We start from the raw sequence: 13,286 nt of genomic DNA, 5'->3' as shown, positions 1-13,286 counted from the left end.
TCCACTGATCAAATCTGAGAGAACCGTATGTCCCGCTTTATAGTCAAGAAAGTCGCCGTGCTGGGCGCCGGCGTGATGGGTGCGCAAATCGCCGCCCATCTTGTCAATGTCAAAGTACCCGTGGTGTTGTTTGACCTGCCCGCAAAGGAAGGCCCTAAAAATGGCATCGTCACCAAGGCCGTGGAAGGCCTGAAAAAGCTCAAACCTTCGCCCCTGGGTGTGGCGGATGACGCGGTGTTAATCCAGCAAGCCAACTACGAAGAGCACATGGACCTGCTCACCGGTTGCGACCTGATCATCGAGGCCATTGCCGAGCGCATGGACTGGAAGCTTGATCTGTACAAGAAGATCGCCCCCTTTGTGGCGCCGCATGCCATCCTGGCATCCAACACCTCGGGCTTGTCGATTACCAAGCTGTCCGAGGCACTGCCCGAAGAAATGAAGCACCGCTTCTGCGGCATCCACTTTTTCAACCCACCGCGCTACATGGCCCTGGTGGAGTTGATCAACACCCCCACCACCGATGCCAAATACCTGGACATGCTGGAAGGCTTTGTCACCAGTACCCTGGGCAAGGGTGTGGTGCACGCCAAAGACTCCCCCAACTTCATCGCCAACCGCGTCGGCATTGCCGGCATGCTGGCGACCATGAAGGAAGTGGAAAACTACGGTCTGACCTTTGATGTGGTGGATGACCTGACCGGCAAAAAACTGGGCCGTGCCAGCAGCGGCACCTTCCGCACCGCCGACGTGGTGGGCCTGGACACCATGGCCCACGTCATCAAGACGCTGCAAGACACGCTCTCCGTCGAAACCGATCCGTTCTACGACAGCTTTGCCACACCTGCCGTGCTGAAAAAGCTGTTGGAGCTGGGCAACCTGGGCCAAAAAACCAAGGCCGGCTTCTTCAAGAAAGTAGGCCGCGACGTGTTGCGGTTTGATCTGGACAGCGAAGAGTATGTGGCGGGCGGTGAGAAGGCAGACGAGGTTTATGCCCGCATGCTCAAGAAGCCCGCGGCCGAGCGCCTCAAGCTGCTGCGCAATGCAGAAGGCAAGCAAGGCCAGTTTTTGTGGGCCATTCTGCGCAATAGCTTCCACTACGCAGCCATCCATTTGGCAACGATTGCCGACAACGCCCGCGATGTGGACTTTTGCATGCGCTGGGGCTTTGGCATGCAGCAAGGGCCGTTTGAACTCTGGCAGGAGGCTGGCTGGCTGGAAGTGGCCAAGATGGTCCAGGAAGACATAGCCGCCGGCAAGGCGCTGTGCAAGGCGCCCCTGCCCCAATGGGTGTTTGAAGGCCCGGTGGCAGAGCGCGGCGGTGTGCACCAGCCAGAAGGCTCATTCAACCCCACCACGGGCCAGTTTGTCGCGCCGCGCCGCCTGCCGGTCTATGCCCGTCAACACTTTCCTGAAAGCGTGCTGGGCGCTAATGCCGCGTCGGCCGCTACGGCTGGCAAGACCGTCTTTGAAGACGAATCCATCCGCCTGTGGACTCTGGACGGGGCAATATTGATCGCCAGCATCAAGACCAAGATGCACGCCATCGGCCCTGGTGTGGTCGAAGGTCTGCTGCAAGGCCAGGCACTGGCCGAGAAGGACTACCAAGGCCTGGTGATCTGGTCGCCAGACGACATGTTCTCTGCCGGCGCTGACCTGCAGGCTATGTTGCCGGCCTTCATGATCGGTGGCGCCGCCGCTGTCAGCGGTGCTGAGGAAGAAATGCAGCAAGCCATGCTGACGCTGCGCTACTCCAACGTGCCGGTCATCTCCGCCGTGCGCGGTCTGGCGCTGGGCGGTGGCTGCGAGCTGGCGGTGTACTCCAGCCGCCGCGTAGTGGCCATGGAAAGTTATATCGGCCTGGTGGAAGTGGGCGTGGGCCTGGTGCCTGGCGCTGGCGGACTCACCTACATCGCTCGCCGTGCGGCCGAGAACATGGCACTGTCCACCTCCAAAGATTTGCTGCCGTTCCTCACCGAAGGTTTCACCGGCGCCGCCATGGCCAAAGTGGGCACCAGCGCGTTGGAAAGCCGCAAGCTGGGCTATCTGCTGGACAGCGATGTGGTGGTGCCGCACAAAGACGAACTCCTGTTTGTCGCCATCAACGAGGCCAAAGCCCTGTTTGCCGGTGGTTATCGCGCACCGCACAAGCGCCTGTTCCCGGTGGCTGGGCGCAGCGGCATTGCCACCATCACGGCGCAACTGGTCAACATGCGCGACGGTGGTTTCATCAGCGCACATGACTTCCATATTGCCAGGCTGATTGCCGAGGTGGTCTGTGGTGGCCAGGTGGATGCTGGCACCCTGGTCAGCGAGGAATACTGCATGGCCATGGAGCGCAAGGCCTTCGGCAGCCTGCTCAATCACCCCAAGACTCAAGAGCGGATCATGGGCATGATGTCCACCGGCAAGCCGGTTCGTAACTGATGAAGCTACTGCGCAGTCCTCATGCCGCGTTGGGCGGTGCTCGGAATCCTCACGTACAGGGAGTACGTTGCGGTTCCTGTGCTCCGTCCGCCTTGCCTGAGACCTGCTCGCTGCGCTTCCTCAGCCACGAACGCCGTTCTATAGAGTGCCAATGACCCAACATCCCAACCGCCTGGTGCGCACTTTGTCCATGCTGGACAAAGTGCCAGCACTGCTGCGCCCACGCGTACGCAATTGGGTGCTGCGCCGTGCTGTGCCTTTTACCGGTACGGCGCGTCTGGACTATGCCGTGATGACGCCCGAGAAGGTGGAGATTGCCATCACCAACCAGCGCTGCGTGCAAAACCACATTCACGGCGTGCACGCTGCAGCGATGACCTTGCTGGCCGAGACCGCCACCGGCATGGTGGTCGGCATGAATGTGCGCGACGACTGCCTGCCTTTGGCCAAGGAGCTCAAGGTGCAGTTCAAGCGCCGCACCCAGGGCGACATGCGGGCCGTGGCGCACTTAAGCGCGCAGCAGCGCCGTCTGATGCAGTCCCAGGACAAGGGCGAGGTGGTGGTCCCTGTGACCGTAACCGATGCCTCGGGCGAAGAGCCCATTGTGTGTGAATTTATCTGGGCCTGGGTGCCGTCCAAAAAAAAGGTGACAGCACCCAACCCAGCCAGTGCTCCGGCGTGAGCCTGGGCCTTTACAAAAATCCTAAGGAGTTTTTCCATGAAACAGGTTCAAGACGCCTACATCGTTGCGGCCACCCGTACGCCCATCGGGCGTTCCGGTCGCGGTTACTTCCGCAACACCCGCCCCGATGAACTGCTGGTGGCTGCCATCAAGAGCGCCATGCTGCAGGTGCCCACGCTGGACCCCAAGGCCATTGAGGACGCCATCATTGGCTGCTCTTTCCCCGAGGGCGAGCAGGGCATGAACATGGCCCGCATCGCGACCGGTCTGGTTTTTCCCCATCCGGTGGCGGGGGTTACCGTGAACCGTTTCTGTGCGTCGGGCATCACCGCCATTCAAATGGCGGCCGACCGCATCCGCGTGGGCGAGGCCGACGTGATGATCGCCGGTGGTGCCGAGTCCATGAGTATGGTGCCGATGGGGGGCAACAAGACCTCGTTCAACCCCGCCATTTTTGAGCGTGACGAGAACATCGGCATTGCCTACGGCATGGGCATTACCGCCGAAAAAGTGGCCCAGCAGTGGAAGGTCACGCGCGAGATGCAAGACGCCTTTGCGCTGGAATCGCATTTGCGCGCCGTGCGGGCCCAGCAGGCGGGCGAGTTTGCCAATGAGATCACGCCCATTGACATCATCGAGCGCACGCCGGACCTGGCCACTGGCGAGGTAACGACCACAACCCGCACCGTGAACCTGGACGAAGGCCCGCGCCCCGACACCACGCTGGAAGCACTGGGCAAGTTGCGCCCAGTGTTTGCGGCGCGTGGCAGCGTTACAGCCGGCAACAGTTCGCAAACCAGCGACGGTGCCGGCGCCCTGATTCTGGCCAGCGAAAAGGCGGTCAAGCAGTTTGGCCTGACCCCGTTGGCGCGCTTTGTTTCCTACGCTGCGCGTGGTGTGCCACCCGAACTCATGGGCATTGGCCCCATCGAGGCGATTCCAGCCGCGCTGCGCTACGCCGGTTTGCAGCACAGCGATATTGGTTGGTTTGAGCTGAACGAGGCGTTTGCTGCCCAGTCGTTGGCGGTGGTCAACACCCTGGGGCTGGACCCGGCCAAGGTCAACCCCATGGGCGGTGCTATCGCCCTGGGCCACCCGCTGGGCGCCACCGGTGCTATCCGGGCCGCGACAGTGATTCATGCTTTGCATCGCCATAATCTGAAGTACGGCATGGTGACCATGTGCGTGGGCACGGGTCAAGGTGCTGCGGGAATTTTTGAGCGCGTCTAGCGTAACCGCACCAAGGCCACCTACGGGTGGCCTTTTCTATTGGGAGAAAGTGATTTGAGTAGCCATGCATTTGACCAGGCCATCGCCCTGGAACGGCAGCGTGACGGCAGTTTTACCGGCCATACCAGCGCGGCCTACGCCAATATGGTGGGGCCGTATGGTGGCATCAGTGCTGCACAGATGTTGAATGCCGTGCTGCTGCACCCGCAGCGCCTGGGCGACCCGATTTCACTCACCATCAACTTTGCAGCAGCCCTGGCCCATGGTCCTTTTGTGATTCAGGCCCGCGCCGCACGCACCAACCGCTCCACCCAGCACTGGATCATCGAGGTGCTGCAAGGCGGCGAGACGGTTCTTACCGGCACCGCATTTACGGCACTGCGCCGCGAGACCTGGGGCGTGGATGAGGAGGCCATGCCCCTGTGCCCGCCGCCAGAGCAGATGCCACACGGCCTGGGGCCTGTGCCCATGGAGTGGATCAAGCGGTACGAGATGCGTCCCATCTCTGGCGCCATACCCCAGGCCTGGGATGGCAGCGGCGATCACAGCCTGACGCAGTTGTGGATGCGTGACAACCCGCCGCGCCCGCTGGACTTTGCCTCGCTCACTGCGCTATCCGATGTATTCTTCCCGCGCGTGTTCATACGCCGTGCGACCCTGGTGCCTATAGGCACCGTGACCATGACCGTGTACTTCCATGCCGATACTGCCCAGTTGCAGGCCAGCGGCAACGGCTACATACTGGGCCAGGCCCGCGCGCAGGCTTTTCGCAATGGCTACTTTGATCAAACGGCCCAGCTCTGGAATGAAGCCGGTGTGATGCTGGCCACCACCCACCAGGTTGTTTACTATAAAAACTGATACCACCATGCAAGACATCCTCACCCACATTGACGCCGGTGTGCTGACACTCACCATCAACCGCCCGGACAAGAAAAACTCTTTCACCCCGGCCATGTACGCCGCCATGGCCGCCGGCCTGGAGCAGGCCAAGACGGACCCCACGATTCGCGTCACCGTGATCCAGGGCGACATGACCGTGTTCAGCGCGGGTAACGACATTGGCGACTTTTTGCAGCGCAAGCCGAGTTCGCAGGAGTCTCCCGCACTGCAAGCCTCACCCGTGTTTGACTTTCTGCACGCCATTGCCCAACACCCCAAGCCCATCATTGCCGCCGTTTGCGGCCCGGCCGTGGGCATTGGCACCACACTGCTGTTCCACTGTGACCTGGTCTATGCAGGCGACAACGCCGCCTTCTCCATGCCCTTTGTTAATCTGGGCCTGTGCCCGGAGGCGGCCAGCAGTCTGCTGGTTCCCCAGATGATGGGTTACCACCGTGCCGCCGAGGCACTGCTGCTGGGCGAGCCCTTCATGGCCGAGGCCGCACTGGAAGTGGGCCTGGTCAACCGCATCGTGCCGCCCACCGAGGCCAACGCCGTAGCCCAAGCGCAGGCCCGCAAGCTGGCCGCCAAGCCGCTGGAGTCGTTGGTAGAGACCAAGCGCCTGATGAAAAAGGGCCTGATGCCCCAGGTGCTGGCGCAGATCGCGGAAGAGGGCGCAAGCTTTGCCCGCCTGTTGCAGGAGCCCGCCGCCAAGGAAGCCTTCACGGCGTTCATGGAAAAGCGCAAGCCCGATTTTTCCAAAACATGATGTATCAAATAGGCCTCTAGCCCTCGTGGAATATACGTATACAGCTATCAAAGTTGTAGTCATTCAAATATATAGCAGCCATAGGAGAAACCATGACAACTGCATCCCAAACTAGCAATAGCCTCAAAGGCAAGACCCTGTTTATCACTGGCGCCTCGCGCGGCATCGGCCTGGCCATTGCCAGGCGTGCGGCGGCCGACGGCGCCAACATCGTGATCCTAGCTAAAACCACCGAGCCCAACCCCAAGCTGCCCGGCACCATCTACAGTGCAGCTGCAGAGATTGAGGCTGCCGGTGGCAAGGCACTGCCGCTGGCAGTGGACATCCGTGACGATGCCGCCGTGTTTGCTGCTGTGGAAAAAGCGGTGCAGACCTTTGGCGGTATCGACATCCTGGTCAACAACGCCAGCGCCATCAGCCTCACCAACACCGAGGCCACGCCCATGAAGCGCTTCGATTTGATGAACGGCATCAACGCGCGCGGCACCTACCTGTGCACGGCGGCCTGCCTGCCCGAATTGAAGAAGTCCGCCGCTGCCGGGCGCAAGCCCCAGGTGCTGACGCTGTCGCCGCCCTTGAGCATGAAGACGCACTGGTTTGCGCCGCACACCGCCTACACCATGGCCAAGTACGGCATGAGTATGTGCACGCTGGGCCATGCGGGCGAGTTCAAAAAGCTGGGCATTGCGGTTAACAGCCTGTGGCCGCGCACCGCCATTGCCACCGCCGCCATGCAGATGATCCCCGGTGTGGATTTAGCCCTGTGCCGCACACCCGACATCATGGCCGATGCCGCCTATTACGTGCTCACGGCTGCGCAGTTCGATACCGGCAATTTTCACATCGACGACACTGTGCTGGCCGCCCATGGGGTGACCGATCTGGACCGCTATGCCGTCACGCCTGGCAATAAGAATTTCTTGCCGGACTTTTTTGTGGATTGAAGGATTCAAGATGCGACACACAGTGAAGACCTCGTCGATGGCGTCTTTTTGCCGGATGACCGCCACGAGCCTGCTAGTGGCTGCCGCGCTGGGCGTTGGCGCATCCTCCATGGCCCAGCCTGAGCCCACACTGGCCCAGGTCTACGCCATGGCGCAGGCTGGCCGCAATCTGGATCAGGCGCAGCTGATGATGCAGAAGGTGCTCAGTGCCCACCCCAATAGTGCTGAGGCACATTTTGCGCAGGCGGAGTTGCATGCCCGCCGGGGTGAACTAGACCAGGCCCGTGAATCCCTGGCCACGGCCGAAAAGTTCTCTCCCAGTTTGGGGTTTGCCAAGCCCGAGGCCGTGCAGGCCCTGCGCACGCAACTGTCCCCCTCCAATGAAATCGTTGCCGGCAATGGTTTAACGTTTCATCGCCCAGCCGCAGCAAAGTCCGCTGAACAGTCCCCGCGGCAAACTTTTGTTTGGGGGCTGGCGCTGTTGTTGATTGGGCTGATGCTGGTGGCGGTGTATTTCATCCTGCGCCGCCGTATGCAGCACCCGGATTCGTAATACCGGCGTTACTTCGACATCGCAACCATGTAATCCACACCCGCCTTGACGTCGGCATCGGTGTTTGAGGTGTCTCCGCCGCGCGCGGGCATGAAGCCGGTGGCGCCATTGAACCCTTCCAGTGCATGGCGGTACAGGGTTTCATCGCCTTGTGCGATACGTGGCGCCCAGCTGGCTTTGTCGCCTGGCCGTGGTGCGCCGCCGGTACCTGCGCCGTGGCACAAGCCGCAGGTTTTATCAAACACCCGTTTGCCGCCCATCAGCTCAGGGGCGACTGGGGGCGCTAGCACGGGGACGAGGGATGGCAGCTCGTTTGCAGCAGGAGCGGATGTCACCGGGGGCGGCGCGGCTGGAGTGCGGTCGCAGGCGGTTAGTACCGCGCAGGCCATCAGGGTCAGGGCAAGGGTGGTGGTGCGTATAGACATGGATTAAGTTGGCTTTGAAATAGTACGGATCGTATTGGCGAGGATGTTCAGGGGTTGCGGGTGAGCGTACCAGTAGCCTTGGGCGTAATCGCAGCCCAACCCCAGTAGGATGCTGGCGTGGTCTTGCAGCTCCACACCTTCGGCCACGGTCTTGAAGCCCAGGCTGCGGCCCAACTGCACGATGGCGGCCACGATGGCCTTGTCTTGGGGGCTGTGGGACAGACCCCGCACAAACGCTTGGTCAATCTTGAGGATATCGATGGGGAAATTCTTCAAATAGGCCAGTGACGAATAGCCGGTGCCGAAGTCGTCAATGGCCACCTTGAGCCCCAACTCGCGCAAGGCACTCAGCTTGGACACGACCTCATTGAGATCGCCGGACAGTGCCGATTCCGTCAACTCGATTTCCAGCAATTCGCTGAGGTCTGGTGTTTCGGCCTGGAGCTGGCGCAAGGTGGCCATCAGCTCATTGCTGCGAAACTGCACGGGTGACACGTTGACCGCAATCGCAACGCTGTAGCCCAGCTCCATCTTGAGTTGCTGCGCGGCCAGCAGTGAATGGCGCAGCACCCACTCCCCAATTTCGATGATCAGCCCGGTGTCTTCGGCCACGGGGATGAATCGCTCGGGCGGGATAGAGCCTTCACGGGGGTCGTGCCAGCGCAGCAGGGCCTCTACGGCGGTCACACGCAGGGTTGCAAGATGTACCTTGGGTTGGAAAACCAGGGAAAACTGCCCTTCGCGCAAGGCCACACGCAAGCCGTTTTCCATTTTCAGCCGCGCGGTAGAGCGTTGCAGCAGGGTGTCTTCAAAGATACGGAACGTATTCTTGCCATGGCGTTTGGCGGCATACATGGCCAGGTCAGCGTTACTCACCAATTTGCCTACATCCAATCCATGGTCGGGGCACATGCTGATGCCAATGGACGATGTCACCCGTAGCTCATGGCCTTCAATCCCGAAGGGCTCGGCAATCGCGCTCAGCAGCCGTTGCGCCAACGCGATGACGGGTTCGGTTGACACGATGTTGGGCAACACGATGATGAATTCGTCACCGCCGTGGCGCGTCACCCAACCCACCCCATGGACGGCTGACCCGAAACGCAGCGCCAGTTGTTTGAGCATGCTGTCGCCCAGCCGGTGACCCAGCGCGTCGTTGATGTTCTTGAAGTTGTCCAGGTCCAGGCACAGTACCGCGACTTGCTGCCTGTTTTCCAATGCCTGCGCAATATCGCGGGGCAGATCGCGTGCCAGCATGGAACGGTTGCCCAATTGGGTCAATGGGTCGTGGAATGCCTGAAACTCAATTTGCTGGTGGGCAGAGACTTCTTCAGAAATATCGGTAAAGACCAGAATCAGTGCCACATCGGCCGATCCTGAAACAGGTGTGGCGCTAACGCGTGCATCGAAGGCCAGGTCGGCGTTGATTTGTATGCGGGTGTCGCGCTGCAGATGCACGGCCGTGCCACTGCTCAAAACCATACGGTAGAGCTGGCCAAGATCATCACCCGTGCCAGCATGAACAATTTGCAAAACGGTGTGAATGGATTGTCCGTCAATGGCATCGGAGCGGGTATTGAGCAGCTTGCAGGCCGCAGTATTTGCGTAACGGACGCACAGTTGTGCATCCAGGGCGATCACACCATCCGAGAGGGCACCCAGAGTAGCCTCAATTTCGGCAATGCGTTCGTGCAGGCGGATCTCGGCCACTGAACGCCGATGCATCTCTTCGCGCCGTCCGCCCACAAAGCCATTGATGGCATCCACCAATACATCCAGCTCATCGCGGTAACCGGATATGTTTTTGCGGGACAGTTTGATGGGGGGCTCGTTTTCGGAGCGACCCAGGCGTGTCACGCCTTCCGCCAATCGGTGCAAATGGCGCGTAACATTGCGGTACACGATGAAGAACAGAATGGCCGACAGACTCAGAATTTTCACCAAATCGGTGATAGCCAGTGTCTTCAGTGAATCGGTAATCTGCGAGTTGATTTCGGCATAGGACTCGTGGATGCGCAGACTGCCGATGGGAGCTTTCTCGCTGGGGGCCATGATCGACCGGGTCCATACCCGGTCGGACTGCAGGTCCGAGCCAGGCTTGCGGGCCGAGGCGATGGGTTTGTCGTGGTCCAGCACTTCCACCTGAACGATGGAGCCGGATTGCACCATGCCCCACAGCAGGGTGTCCATACCCGCTATGTCGTATTGCCACAGGGAGTTGGAAATGGCAGAGAGGCGGTACCCCACCGCATCCTCGGCCGCTAAATGGGCCGCTTGCAGTGCCTTGCCACGCTCGTGCACCAGACCGAAACCGGAAGCCAGCCCAAAAACCAGCAAGCTGGCCAGCAAAACCCATACCAGGATTCTGAGCGCCAGAACGGAGTACCTTAGAAACACCATTGCGGTTAACAGTGGTGCATTATTGGCATGGGCGGAAACATCGCGGGAATTCTACATGGACGGTATGCGGCGAATATCCCCTGCGTTTGGGTGCATGGGCATTGGGCTGCTAAGCTCGTGCGATTGCAACGGATAGGATATTCATGATCTCCAGGCTTCTTCGTAAACTCGGTGTTGCCGCAGTGATGCTGGCACTTGCCGTCGGCGTGCAGGCTGCGCCTGATCTGACGCAAGTTTTGCCCATAGGTCCGCAGGTGACAGTGGGGCAACTGGATAACGGACTGACCTATTACATCCAGAAAAACAGTCGCCCCGAAAAGCGCCTTGAGTTGCGCTTGGTGGTCAAGGCCGGCTCCATTTTGGAAGATGAAGACCAGTTGGGTCTGGCCCATTTCACCGAACATATGGCCTTTAACGGCTCCACCCATTTTGGCAAGCATGAACTGATTTCTTACCTGCAATCGATTGGACTGAAATTTGGTGCAGATTTGAATGCGTACACCAGCTTCAATGAGACTGTTTACATCTTGCCTCTCCCCACCGACAACCCCGAAGCCGTAGAAAAAGGCTTTTTGGTGCTGGAGGACTGGGCACAGGGTCTGAGCTTTAACGCTGCCGACGTCGACGCCGAGCGCGCCATCGTGCTGGAAGAGTGGCGCCTGGGCCGTGGTGCAGAAGACCGCATGAACCAGAAGCTGTTCCCCAAACTGTTTGAGGGTTCGCTCTACGCCAAGCGGTTACCCATTGGCACCAAAGAGAGTCTAGAGGGGTTTTCCCATGACGCCATCAAACGCTTCTACAAGGACTGGTACCGCCCCAATCTGATGGCGGTGGTGGTGGTGGGTGATATTGAGCCGCAGGCCGCCAAGGCGATGGTGGAGGCCCATTTTTCCAAGCTTAAAAATCCGGCGAACGAGCGCCCCCGGGTCTACGCCAACGTGCCGGTGCGCAGCCAGTCCGAGGCCTTGGTCGTTACCGACAAAGAAGCCACTGACAACGAAATGATGATTCGCTACCCACTGCACCCGGCACCCACCGTGCTCACCCTGGGCGACTACCGCCAGGCTCTGGTGGAGCAATTGTTTAATTCCATGCTCGGCTTGCGGATACAGGAGTTGACACAACAATCGCAGCCGCCGTTTTTGGGCGGCGGTAGTGGAGTCTCCAAGCTGGTGCGCGGATATCAATCCTTCTCATCGGGTGCGGCACTGGGGCGCCAGGGGGTTGAGCCAGCCGTGGACGCGCTGGTGCAAGAAAACATGCGGGCTCGCAAGTTTGGCTTCAGTTCGGCCGAGCTGGAGCGCACCAAAAAGAGCATGCTGCGCCAACTGGAGCAGTCCTACGCCGAACGCGACAAGACCAATTCCGCCGGTTACGCGGACGAATACCTGCGCAATTTTTTAGAACAGGAAACCATTCCCGGTATCGCAAATGAACTCGAATACGTGCGCACCCTTTTGCCGACCATTGCGTTGGCCGATGTAAACCGATATGCCCAGGAGGCAATTCCTGAGCAAGCTGCCAAGCTGGTGGTCTATATGGGTACCGACCAGGGCGACAGCCCGGCGCCCGTTGAAGCAGATTTGCTGAAACGCGTTTTGGTGGCAGAGCAGAACGCGGTGGGCGCGCGTGAAGAAAAAGCGCTGTCCCAGTCCCTGATGGAGCAGCCCCCCAGCGCAGGCCGTGTGGTGGCCGAACAGCACAACGCCCCCCTGGGGCTGACCGAATGGGAATTGTCCAACGGTGTGCGGGTTATCCTCAAACCCACTGATTTCAAGAATGACGAAATCCTGATGGCGGTCAACCGCTTCGGTGGCCAATCCTTATACGGGCAGGCGGACATGTTCAATGCGGGCTATGCCGGTCTGGTGGCGGCTTCCATGGGGGTGGGGAATTTCTCGCCCACCGAGTTGCAGAAAATGCTGGCTGGCAAAGTGGTCTCGGTGAACACCGGCCTGCAGACATGGAACGACGCGGCCAATGGACACGCGAGCCAGGATGATCTGGAAACCATGCTACAGCTGTTGACGCTCAAATTTGGGCCCACCCGCCTGGATGCGGATCTGTACCAGTCCTTTATCAGCCGCTCGCAGGATGCAGCGCGCCACACCATGGCGAGCCCGGAGTCAGAATTTTCCAATGCTATCCTGCGCACGCTGTTTAACAACCACCCTCGTGTGGCGTTGTTGCCCAGCCCGTCAGACTTTGACCAAGTGAGCCTGGAGCGCAGCCGCGCCATCTACCAGGACCGCTTTGCCAGCGCCAAGGGCATGACCTTCATTCTGGTGGGCAGCTTTACGCCAGAGGCAATCAAGCCACTGATTGCCCGCTACTTGGGTAGCCTGCCCACGCCTGACCTGCCCATGCAGTATGTGGACTTGGGTATTCGCCCCGTCAAAGGCATTGTGAAGAAGGACGTGCGGGCGGGTACTGAGGCCAAGAGCACGGTCTCAATCAGCTTTACGGGTGAGGCAATGTACTCCGATGAAGAGCAGTTGCGCGTGCAGGCCTTGGTAGAGGTGCTCAACCTCCGCATCATTGACGTGCTGCGCGAAAAGTTGACCCTGATCTATGGTGGCGGCATGGGCGGCGGGCTGTCCCGCGTGCCTTACAACCACTACCAGCTCGGGCTCACACTGCCCTGTGCGCCGGACAACGTTGACAAGGTCATTGCCGCTGCCCTGGGCGAAATCCAGAAACTCCAGGAAGCCGGAGTGGACGCGGCTGACCTCGCCAAGGTCAAGATCAACTGGCACACCACGCACCGCAAATCACTGCGTGAAAACGGCTACTGGATGGGGCGGCTGGCGTCTGCCACGCTGTATGGTGATGACCCGTCCCGCATGCTGGACTATGACCGTTTGGTAGACGCCATTACCCCAGCCGATGTGCAGGCCGCCGCGCAGCGTTACCTCCAACGCGACAACTATGTGCAGGTGGTTCTCTACCCAGAGAAGTAGTAAGGCCCGGCGGC

Annotated in this window: 10 protein-coding genes and 1 other RNA gene; 9 read left to right on the top strand and 2 right to left on the bottom strand. The window is 60.0% G+C overall.

Going from position 1 to position 13,286, the window contains the following annotated elements; all coding sequences use genetic code 11:
• Positions 1-27 precede the first annotated feature (27 nt).
• The 8 genes from IPI80_RS02575 to IPI80_RS02540 all read left to right on the top strand — a co-directional run bounded on the left by IPI80_RS02575 (position 28) and on the right by IPI80_RS02540 (position 7,487).
• Positions 28-2,427: a 3-hydroxyacyl-CoA dehydrogenase/enoyl-CoA hydratase family protein gene (locus IPI80_RS02575; protein ID WP_413856847.1), complete on the top strand. Its 2,400-nt coding sequence runs from the start codon at positions 28-30 to the stop codon at positions 2,425-2,427.
• Between the two features lie 51 nt (positions 2,428-2,478).
• Positions 2,479-2,553: non-coding RNA, sX9 sRNA (locus IPI80_RS02570), on the top strand.
• Positions 2,554-2,578: 25 nt separating this feature from the next.
• The gene (locus IPI80_RS02565; RefSeq protein ID WP_413856845.1) at positions 2,579-3,109 is read left to right on the top strand and encodes a DUF4442 domain-containing protein; all 531 of its coding nucleotides are present in this window, start codon (positions 2,579-2,581) and stop codon (positions 3,107-3,109) included.
• 36 nt (positions 3,110-3,145) lie between these two features.
• Positions 3,146-4,339, top strand: a complete 1,194-nt coding sequence (locus IPI80_RS02560) for an acetyl-CoA C-acyltransferase (RefSeq protein ID WP_413856843.1) — start codon at positions 3,146-3,148, stop codon at positions 4,337-4,339.
• A 54-nt stretch (positions 4,340-4,393) separates the two neighbouring features.
• A complete protein-coding gene (locus IPI80_RS02555) occupies positions 4,394-5,200 on the top strand; it encodes an acyl-CoA thioesterase (protein ID WP_413856841.1) in 807 nt (268 codons plus the stop codon).
• Positions 5,201-5,207: 7 nt separating this feature from the next.
• Positions 5,208-5,990 carry an enoyl-CoA hydratase gene (locus IPI80_RS02550; RefSeq protein ID WP_413856839.1) on the top strand — a complete coding sequence of 261 codons (783 nt, stop codon included), beginning with the start codon at positions 5,208-5,210 and terminating at the stop codon, positions 5,988-5,990.
• A gap of 92 nt (positions 5,991-6,082) precedes the next feature.
• Entirely contained in the window at positions 6,083-6,934 is an 852-nt protein-coding gene (locus IPI80_RS02545) for an SDR family oxidoreductase (protein WP_413856837.1), read from the top strand.
• Between the two features lie 10 nt (positions 6,935-6,944).
• Positions 6,945-7,487, top strand: a complete 543-nt coding sequence (locus IPI80_RS02540) for a tetratricopeptide repeat protein (RefSeq protein WP_413856835.1) — start codon at positions 6,945-6,947, stop codon at positions 7,485-7,487.
• Between the two features lie 8 nt (positions 7,488-7,495).
• On the opposite strand, the gene IPI80_RS02535 is transcribed toward IPI80_RS02540, so the two are convergent.
• A complete protein-coding gene (locus IPI80_RS02535) occupies positions 7,496-7,912 on the bottom strand; it encodes a c-type cytochrome (RefSeq protein ID WP_413856833.1) in 417 nt (138 codons plus the stop codon).
• 3 nt (positions 7,913-7,915) lie between these two features.
• Entirely contained in the window at positions 7,916-10,312 is a 2,397-nt protein-coding gene (locus IPI80_RS02530; protein ID WP_413856831.1) for a putative bifunctional diguanylate cyclase/phosphodiesterase, read from the bottom strand.
• Between the two features lie 143 nt (positions 10,313-10,455).
• On the opposite strand from IPI80_RS02530, the gene IPI80_RS02525 reads away from it, so the two are divergent.
• On the top strand, positions 10,456-13,272 hold the full coding sequence (locus IPI80_RS02525) for a M16 family metallopeptidase (RefSeq protein WP_413856829.1): 2,817 nt from the start codon (positions 10,456-10,458) through the stop codon (positions 13,270-13,272).
• The last annotated feature ends 14 nt before the right edge of the window (positions 13,273-13,286 follow it).

Origin of the sequence: Candidatus Aalborgicola defluviihabitans (assembly GCF_016705985.1) — a bacterium.
GTDB classification, from domain to species: Bacteria; Pseudomonadota; Gammaproteobacteria; order Burkholderiales; family Burkholderiaceae_C; genus Allorhodoferax; species Allorhodoferax defluviihabitans.
Note: the sequence above shows the minus strand (reverse complement) of the source record. Positions and strands in the feature narration are given on the sequence as shown.

Coding starts and splice junctions, on each gene's coding strand:
- IPI80_RS02530 (WP_413856831.1), bottom strand. CDS start 10,312: ATGGTGTTTCTAAGGTACTCCGTTCTGGCGCTCAGAATCCTGGTATGG.
- IPI80_RS02540 (WP_413856835.1), top strand. CDS start 6,945: ATGCGACACACAGTGAAGACCTCGTCGATGGCGTCTTTTTGCCGGATG.
- IPI80_RS02565 (WP_413856845.1), top strand. CDS start 2,579: ATGACCCAACATCCCAACCGCCTGGTGCGCACTTTGTCCATGCTGGAC.
- IPI80_RS02525 (WP_413856829.1), top strand. CDS start 10,456: ATGATCTCCAGGCTTCTTCGTAAACTCGGTGTTGCCGCAGTGATGCTG.
- IPI80_RS02545 (WP_413856837.1), top strand. CDS start 6,083: ATGACAACTGCATCCCAAACTAGCAATAGCCTCAAAGGCAAGACCCTG.
- IPI80_RS02550 (WP_413856839.1), top strand. CDS start 5,208: ATGCAAGACATCCTCACCCACATTGACGCCGGTGTGCTGACACTCACC.
- IPI80_RS02575 (WP_413856847.1), top strand. CDS start 28: ATGTCCCGCTTTATAGTCAAGAAAGTCGCCGTGCTGGGCGCCGGCGTG.
- IPI80_RS02535 (WP_413856833.1), bottom strand. CDS start 7,912: ATGTCTATACGCACCACCACCCTTGCCCTGACCCTGATGGCCTGCGCG.
- IPI80_RS02560 (WP_413856843.1), top strand. CDS start 3,146: ATGAAACAGGTTCAAGACGCCTACATCGTTGCGGCCACCCGTACGCCC.